Source organism: Kribbella sp. NPDC026596, assembly GCF_040638415.1.
Taxonomy (GTDB): domain Bacteria; phylum Actinomycetota; class Actinomycetes; order Propionibacteriales; family Kribbellaceae; genus Kribbella.
This window is the reverse complement of the sequence record NZ_JBEZYF010000134.1, coordinates 1-7607: the sequence shown is the minus strand read 5'-3', so window position 1 is coordinate 7607 and position 7607 is coordinate 1. Positions and strand designations below refer to the sequence as shown.

5 protein-coding genes are annotated in these 7607 nt (G+C 69.2%); 3 read left to right on the top strand and 2 right to left on the bottom strand.

The genetic code is table 11. The annotated features are described in order from the left end of the window. The first annotated feature begins 141 nt into the window (after positions 1-141). Entirely contained in the window at positions 142-2550 is a 2409-nt protein-coding gene (locus tag AB0E63_RS45840; protein WP_360381034.1) for a glycosyl hydrolase family 65 protein, read from the top strand. Here AB0E63_RS45840 and AB0E63_RS45835 read toward each other — a convergent pair whose 3' ends face one another. Both AB0E63_RS45835 and ppdK read right to left on the bottom strand, forming a co-directional pair. Next, positions 2551-2784, bottom strand: coding sequence for a DUF5652 family protein (locus AB0E63_RS45835; RefSeq protein ID WP_360381031.1), 234 nt, complete (start codon positions 2782-2784; stop codon positions 2551-2553). Next, positions 2697-5411, bottom strand: a complete 2715-nt coding sequence (gene ppdK / locus AB0E63_RS45830; RefSeq protein WP_360381029.1) for a pyruvate, phosphate dikinase — start codon at positions 5409-5411, stop codon at positions 2697-2699. The genes AB0E63_RS45835 and ppdK overlap by 88 nt, the downstream gene beginning before the upstream one ends. 114 nt (positions 5412-5525) lie before the next feature. On the opposite strand from ppdK, the gene AB0E63_RS45825 reads away from it, so the two are divergent. Together AB0E63_RS45825 and pta are read left to right on the top strand one after the other, a co-directional pair. After that, positions 5526-6131 carry an AAA family ATPase gene (locus AB0E63_RS45825; protein WP_360381027.1) on the top strand — a complete coding sequence of 202 codons (606 nt, stop codon included), beginning with the start codon at positions 5526-5528 and terminating at the stop codon, positions 6129-6131. Further along, on the top strand, positions 6080-7606 hold the full coding sequence (gene pta, locus AB0E63_RS45820; protein WP_360381025.1) for a phosphate acetyltransferase: 1527 nt from the start codon (positions 6080-6082) through the stop codon (positions 7604-7606). The genes AB0E63_RS45825 and pta overlap by 52 nt, the downstream gene beginning before the upstream one ends. Position 7607 lies beyond the last annotated feature (1 nt).

The window sequence follows — 7607 nt, the reverse complement described above, 5'->3', positions numbered from 1 at the left end:
CTTGCGGGCACAGATCCGGGACCTGATCGGTGGACGGAGCTGGCCGCAGATGATCCTCCGGATCGGCTATCCAGCCCAGGCAGAGGCACACACCGGCCGCCGCCCGTGGCGGGACGCGACGGGCTGGGTCGGTCTCGAGCCATGAACGACTGGATCCACCGGTTCGGCGGCTACGATCTCGCCGACGAGCGGCGGCGCGAGGCACTGTGCACCGTCGGCAACGGGTACTTCGCCACCAGAGGGTGCTGGGCAGGTGCCGTGGCCGACGAACACCACTACCCAGGGACGTACCTGGCCGGCTACTACAACCGACTGGCCGACCCGCTCAACGACCATGTGCTCGAGAACGAGAGCCTGGTGAACCTGCCGGACTGGCTGCCGCTGACGGCTGCCATCGACGACGGCGACTGGCTCAGTCCCGACAACTGCGAGGTGCTCGAGCACGATCAGGATCTGGACCTGCTGCGCGGCGTCCTGACCCGGCGGTTCTGGCTCCGCGATCCGCACGGCCGGGAGGTCCGCGGTGTGGAGCGGCGCTTCGTCAGCATGGCCGAGCCACACCTGGCCGGCCAGACCCTGGCCGTCACCGCCGTCAACTGGGAGGGCCGGCTACGACTCGGAACCGCGGTGAACGGCGCCGTCTGCAACGCCGGCGTCGAGCGCTACCGGAAACTGTCCGGCCGGCATCTGACCGACGTGTCCGCAACGGTTGCTGACGGCAACCTCATGGTCGCGGCGACGACCTCGCAATCACGCCACCGGGTTGCCGTCGCGACGCGAACCATTGCCGCCCACAACGGATCGCCACTCACGGACTGGACCTCACGGACGGACACAACATCCGCGTTTGCCGAGGTCGTCGTCCCAGTCCGGAGCGGAGACGTCGTCACCGCCGAGAAGGTGGCCGCGCTCTGCGGGTCGCGTGACCCGGGGATCTCCGAACCGCTGCTGGCCAGCCGCACCGCAGTCGCGAATGCGCCCGGCTTCGACCAGCTGCGCGAAGCCCACCTGCTGGCTTGGTCACACCTGTGGCGTCAGTTCTCCCTGGACCTCGAGGAGCCGTTCGACGGCACCCTTGCCGCAGTCCGGCTGAACCTCTTCCATTTGCTCCAGTCGGTCTCGCCGCACAGCGCCGACACCGACGCCGGCGTACCCGCTCGCGGCCTGCACGGGGAGGCGTACCGGGGCCACATCTTCTGGGACGAGCTGTTCGTCTTCCCGGTGCTCACCTTGCGCATGCCGTCGCTGACGCGGGCACTGCTGCTGTACCGGTACCGGCGGCTGCCCGCCGCCCGACTAGCGGCTCGGCAGGCGGGCTATCCGGGAGCCATGTATCCGTGGCAGTCCGGCAGCGACGGTCGTGAGGAGAGCCAGCGGCTGCATCTCAATCCGTTGTCCGGCCGCTGGAGCGAGGACGCGACCTTCCGGCAACGGCATGTCGGCCTGGCGATCGCCTACACCATGTGGCAATACGTCGAGCTGACCGGCGACCTGGAATTCCTCGGCGACTACGGTGCCGAGGTCATCGTCGAGGTGGCGCGGTTCTTCGCCGGCCTGGCCGAGTACGACCAGGGTCGCGACCGTTACGTGATCCGCGGTGTGGTCGGACCCGACGAGTTCCACACCGGCTATCCCGATCAGCCGGCCGCCGGGATCGACAACAATGCCTACACGAACGTGATGGCCGTCTGGCTGTTCGGCGTGGCCGCCAAGGCCCTCGATCTACTACCGGACTGGCAGCGCACGCAACTGGTGGAGTCCCTCGGCCTCCGCGCCGAGGAACTGAGTCACTGGGACGAACTGACCCGCCGGATGTACGTCCCGTTCCACGACGGGGTGATCAGCCAGTTCGAGGGATACGAGCAACTGGCCGAGCTCGACTGGGAGCACTACCGGGCCGAGTACGGCGATATTCGCCGGTTGGACCGGATCCTCGAGGCCGAGGGACACGACGTCACGGCGTACCAGGTCTCCAAGCAGGCCGACGTACTGATGCTGCTGTACCTCCTGCCCCGCCGGGAGTTGCGCGAGCTGATGGAAAGGCTCGGCTACCCGCTGACCGCCGAAACTATCCGCGCCACAGTCGAGTATTACCTGGCCCGCACGTGCCACGGCTCGTCGCTCAGCGCGGTGGTGCACGCCTGGGGGTTGGCGATGCTCGATCCCGATCGGGCCCTGGGCTTCCTCGAACAGGCGCTGCACAGCGACGCCGGCGATCCGAGCCGGACCGGCACGACCGCGGAAGGCATCCACCTCGCCGCGATGGCCGGCGGCGTCGACCTGATCCAGCGCTGCTTCACCGGTCTGAGCACGGGGAACGGCGTACTCCGCTTCGGACCACACTGGCCGGGCAGACTCGGCACGCTCCGGATGGTGCTGCGCTACCGCGGACACCGGCTCGTCGCCGAAGTGTCCACCACCGGGCTCACGCTCACCGTCGACCCCGGCCCGGGCGCCCCGATCACCGTCCGCTGCTTCGGCCGGACGCGGCAACTGAAGGCTGGTGAGTCCTGCACCTGGTCCCGCCGCGGAGTCCGTCCATCCGGCTGATCAGCTTCGCGGTCGGCGGCCGTGGACGAAGTAGGCGATCGGCACCGCACCGACCGAGTTGATCAGCGTGATGGCGACAGCCCAGCCGACCTCCATGCGCCGAGCCGACCTCCCCGGCAAGGGAAGGTCGGCTGGGCTCGCGCCGCTCAGCGTGTGTCGCTCTCCGCCGAGGTCGGGGCCACGGCGACGCGGCCTGCTTCGAGGCGCGCGATCGGGATGCGGTACGGGGAGCACGAGACGTAGTCCAGGCCGGCCTCGGCGAAGAAGGCGATCGACGCCGGGTCGCCGCCGTGCTCACCGCAGACGCCGACGACCAGGTCGGGGTTGCCGCTGCGTCCCTCGGCGACGGCGATCCGGACCAGCCGGCCCACGCCCACGACATCCAGCGACTCGAACGGCGAGACCGCGAAGATCCCGGCGTCGAAGTAGCGCGGGAAGATCGATGCCTCCACGTCGTCGCGGCTGAAGGCCCAGGTCAGCTGGGTGAGATCGTTGGTGCCGAACGAGAAGAAGTCGGCGGACCGGGCGATCTGCTCGGCACCCAGCGCCGCCCTCGGCACCTCGATCATCGCGCCGATCCGGGTCGGGACCGTGCGGCCGGTTCGGGTCGCCACCTCGGCGAGGACACCTTCGATCTCCTGCCGCACGAGGTGCAGCTCAGCTTCGCCGGCCACCAACGGCACCATGATCTCCGGACGCACCGTCTTGCCCTCCCCCGTCACGATGGCGGCCGCCTCGGCGATCGCCCTGGCCTGCATGGCGAACAGCCCCGGGATGACGATCCCCAGCCGGACACCGCGCAGCCCCAGCATCGGGTTGCTCTCGTGCATCCGCCGGACCGCCGGCAAGAGGCGCTCCGCGTCGACATCGGGAGTGCCGGTAGCCCGGCCGACGGCCGCGCGCACCGACAGGTCGGTCAGGTCGGGCAGGAACTCGTGCAGCGGCGGATCGATCAGCCGCACCGTCACCGGCAGGCCGGCCATCGCCCGGAAGATCCCGACGAAGTCGTCGCGCTGGAGCCGCAGCAGTTCCTCGAGCACTGTCTGCTGGTCCGAGGGACCTTCGGCGAGCACCAGGCGCTCGACGAGCTTGCGACGCTCACCAAGGAACATGTGCTCTGTCCGGCACAGCCCGATGCCGCCCGCGCCGAACTGCCGGGCGCGCTCGGCGTCCGCGGGAGTGTCGGCATTCGCGTGAACGCCGAGCCTTCGACGGGCATCCGCGTGCCGCAGCAGCCGGTCGACCGCCCGCACCAGGTCATCCGCCTCGGCGAGGCCCAGGCGACCCTCGAAGTACTCCACCACCGGCGAGGCGACGACTGGAACCTCCCCGTGGTAGACGACGCCCGAGGTCCCGTCCAACGAGAGCACGTCGCCCTCCTCGATGACGACGCCGTCGGCGGTGACAGCACGGCGCGCGACCGGGTCCACGGACAGACTGTCGACGCCGCAGACACAGGTCTTGCCCATGCCGCGAGCGACGACAGCGGCGTGGGAGGTCTTCCCGCCTCGGGTGGTGAGGATCCCCACCGCTGCCAGCATGCCGGGCAGGTCGTCGGGGTTCGTCTCCCGGCGGACGAGAACGACGTGCCGGCCGTCGGCGGCGAACCGCTGTGCCGCCTCGGAGTCGAAGGCCGCGACCCCGACCGCGGCACCCGGCGAGGCGGGAACACCGTGGGCCAACTCCGGTACGCCGTGCCGCTCGCCGAACCGTGGAAACATCAGCTGTCCGAGCTGGGCGCCGCTGACGCGCAACAATGCCTCGTCGAGGGTGATGAGGCCCTCGTCGACCAACTGGACCGCGATCCGGAACGCCGCCCCAGCGGTACGCTTGCCGACCCGCGTCTGCAGCATCCACAGCCGGCCACGCTCGATCGTGAACTCGATGTCACACAGGTCGCGGTAATGCCGTTCCAAGGTGGTCATCGCGGTCAGCAGTCCGGCATGACTCACCGGATCGATATCGGCCAGCCGGGCCAACGGAACGGTGTTGCGGACACCTGCGACAACGTCCTCACCCTGAGCATCCTGCAAGTAGTCTCCGTACTCCCCCGTCGCACCCGACGCCGGGTCGCGCGTGAAGGCGACACCGGTGCCGCTGTCCGGGCCACGGTTGCCGAAGACCATCGCCATCACGTTGACCGCCGTACCGAGGTCGTCCGGGATGTGCTCCTGGCGCCGGTACAAACGAGCCCGCGGTGTCGACCACGAGCCGAAGACAGCGCGGACCGCGAGGTCGAGCTGCTCCGCCGGATCCTGCGGGAACGGCCGACCGGCGTGATCGGCGATCACCTGCTTCAGCGCCGTACAGGCACGTTCGATCGCCGGGGCCGGCAGCTCCTCAGGAGTCCCGACTCCCCACTCGGCGTACTCCGTGGACACGGCCGCCTGCAGCAGCTCATCCGGTACGTCGAGGACTGTGCGCGCGTACATCTGCAGCAGCCGCCGGTAGGAGTCCCACGCGAAGTGCTCGTCGCCCGAGTGCTTCGCCAGCCCGTGGACCGACTCGTCGGTCAGCCCGATGTCTAGGATGGTTTCCATCATCCCGGGCATCGAGAACTTCCCACCCGAGCGCACCGAGATCAGCAGCGGGTCGGCCGGGTCACCCAGCCGGCGGCCCATCACCTGCTCGAGCCGGCCGAGGTGTGCCGTGATCTCGTCGGCCAGGCCGGCCGGCAGATCCCCGGTCGCCAGATAGGCACGGCACCCCGTGGTCCCGATCGTGAATCCCGGTGGAACCGGGAGACCCAGCCGGGTCATCTCCGCGAGATTGGCGCCCTTTCCCCCGAGCAGCTCCTTCTGGTCCATGCTCCCCTCGGCGAAGTCGAAGACATAGCGGCCGGTCGTCGGCATTGTGGTCATGTGTGTGCCACCTCCCTCTCTCACGGTCCTGTCCCCCGCGCCGCGGGCACAGGGCCGAAGGTCCCGTTCGAGGACCAGTCCGCCGCGGTCGCGGTGAGTGGTTAGGGTGCAGGCATGGGGAGCAGCGTCTACATCGCGTCGGTGAAGGGGTCCACCGGAAAATCCACGGTCGCTCTCGGCGTGCTTCAGCAGCTGTCGCGCCGGGTCGAACGAGTGGCTGTGTTTCGTCCCATCGTTCGTCCGGACACAGCGACGTACGGTGGCCGGGACTACGTCCTGGACCTTCTGACCGCCCACGAGGCGGTCCAGTCGGCGTACGGCGAGAGCCTCGGCGTCACGTACGACGAGGTACACGCGGACCCCGACGCCGCGCTGGACGCGATCGTGCAGCGCTACCACGAGATCGCCGACCACGCCGACGCCGTACTCGTCGTCGGCAGCGACTACACCGATGTGGGGACTCCGACAGAGTTCTCCTTCAACGCCAAGATCGCCGCCAACCTGGGCACACCGGTCGTCCTCGTCCTCAACGGGTTCCAGCGCAGCCCGCATGATCTTCGGATGATCGCCGACATGGCTGTCGGGGAACTGCGGGGCAACCATGGTTCGCTGGCCGCGGTGGTCGCCAACCGCGTCACCCGCACCACCTCGCTGACACGGTCGCGGTCTTGGCCGGCGCCGGTGCACCGGCGTTCGCCCTGCCGGAGGAGCCGCTCCTGACCCAGCCCACGGTCGCGGACCTGATGGTCCCGGTCGAAGGCCGTCTCCTGAGGGGTGATCCTGCCCTGCTGACGCGCGAGGTCACCGGTCTCGTCGTCGCCGGGATGACGATGCCGAACGTGCTCGACAGGCTGTTCGACGGAGCCGCGGTGGTGACTGCGGCAGATCGGCCAGAGGTGGTGCTCGGGGTGCTGGTCGCGCACGCGTCGCTGAACTTCCCGCAGATCTCCGCGGTCGTCCTCAACGGTGGTTTCACGCTGCCGGCGCAGGTCCAGCGGCTGCTCGACGGCGTCGGGGTGACACTGCCCATCCTCGAGACCCCTCTCGACACGCAGGCCACGTCGGCAGCACTGACCGCCGTCCGCGGCAGGCTCACGAAGGACTCGCCGCGCAAGGTGGACGCGGCGTTGTCCCTCTTCGAGCAGAACGTCGACGGCGGGGCCCTCCTCGATCAACTGGAGGTCGCGCGCAGCAACGCGGTGACGCCGCTGATGTTCGAGCACCAGCTGATCGACGAAGCAGTTGCCCACCGCAAACACATCGTCCTGCCCGAAGGCGAGGAGGAGCGCATCCTGCGGGCCTCGGACGTCCTGCTGCGCCGGGGAGTGGCCGAACTGACCCTGCTCGGGAATCCGGTGACGATCAGCGCCAAGGCCGCCGCACTCGGCGCCGACATCGCCGCCGCCCAGGTCGTCGACCCCGAACACGATCACCTCGCCGAGCGGCTCGCGGACGAGCTGCACCGGCTCCGGAAGCATCGCGGGATCGACCAGGACCGAGCCCGCGAGCTGGTCAGAGACGTCTCGTACTTCGGCACGATGATGGTCCAGCTCGGCCTCGCCGACGGCATGGTGTCCGGCGCGGCGCACACCACCGCCCACACCATCCGGCCGGCACTCGAGATCGTCAAGACGGTGCCCGGGGTCTCCGTCGTCTCCTCGGTGTTCTTCATGTGCCTGCAGAACCAGGTCCTGGTGTACGGCGACTGTGCGGTCAACCCCGATCCGACCGCCGAGCAACTCGCGGACATCGCGATCTCGTCGGCCGCGACGGCAGTTGCCTTCGGCATCGAGCCGCGGGTCGCGATGCTGTCGTACTCCACCGGCACCTCCGGTTCGGGGACCGACGTCGAAAAGGTGTCGAAGGCAACCGCCATCATCCGGGAGCGGGCTCCGGAGCTTCCGGTCGAGGGACCGATCCAGTACGACGCCGCGATCGACAGCGCCGTGGCGAGAACGAAGCTGCCCGGCTCGCCGGTGGCCGGCCGGGCGACCGTGTTCATCTTCCCCGACCTCAATACCGGCAACAACACCTACAAGGCGGTACAGCGCTCGGCGAACGCCGTCGCGGTCGGACCGGTCCTGCAGGGTCTACGCAAACCCGTCAACGATCTCTCGCGCGGAGCGACCGTACGGGACATCATCAGCACCGTCGCGATCACCGCCGTTCAGGCTCAGCAGGGCGGCGCCCAATGAG

What these genes read in the sequence shown, in the direction of transcription:
- AB0E63_RS45840 (WP_360381034.1), top strand. Translation starts at nt 142, where the DNA reads ATGAACGACTGGATCCACCGGTTCGGCGGCTACGATCTCGCCGACGAG.
- ppdK (WP_360381029.1), bottom strand. Translation starts at nt 5,411, where the DNA reads ATGACCACAATGCCGACGACCGGCCGCTATGTCTTCGACTTCGCCGAG.
- AB0E63_RS45825 (WP_360381027.1), top strand. Translation starts at nt 5,526, where the DNA reads ATGGGGAGCAGCGTCTACATCGCGTCGGTGAAGGGGTCCACCGGAAAA.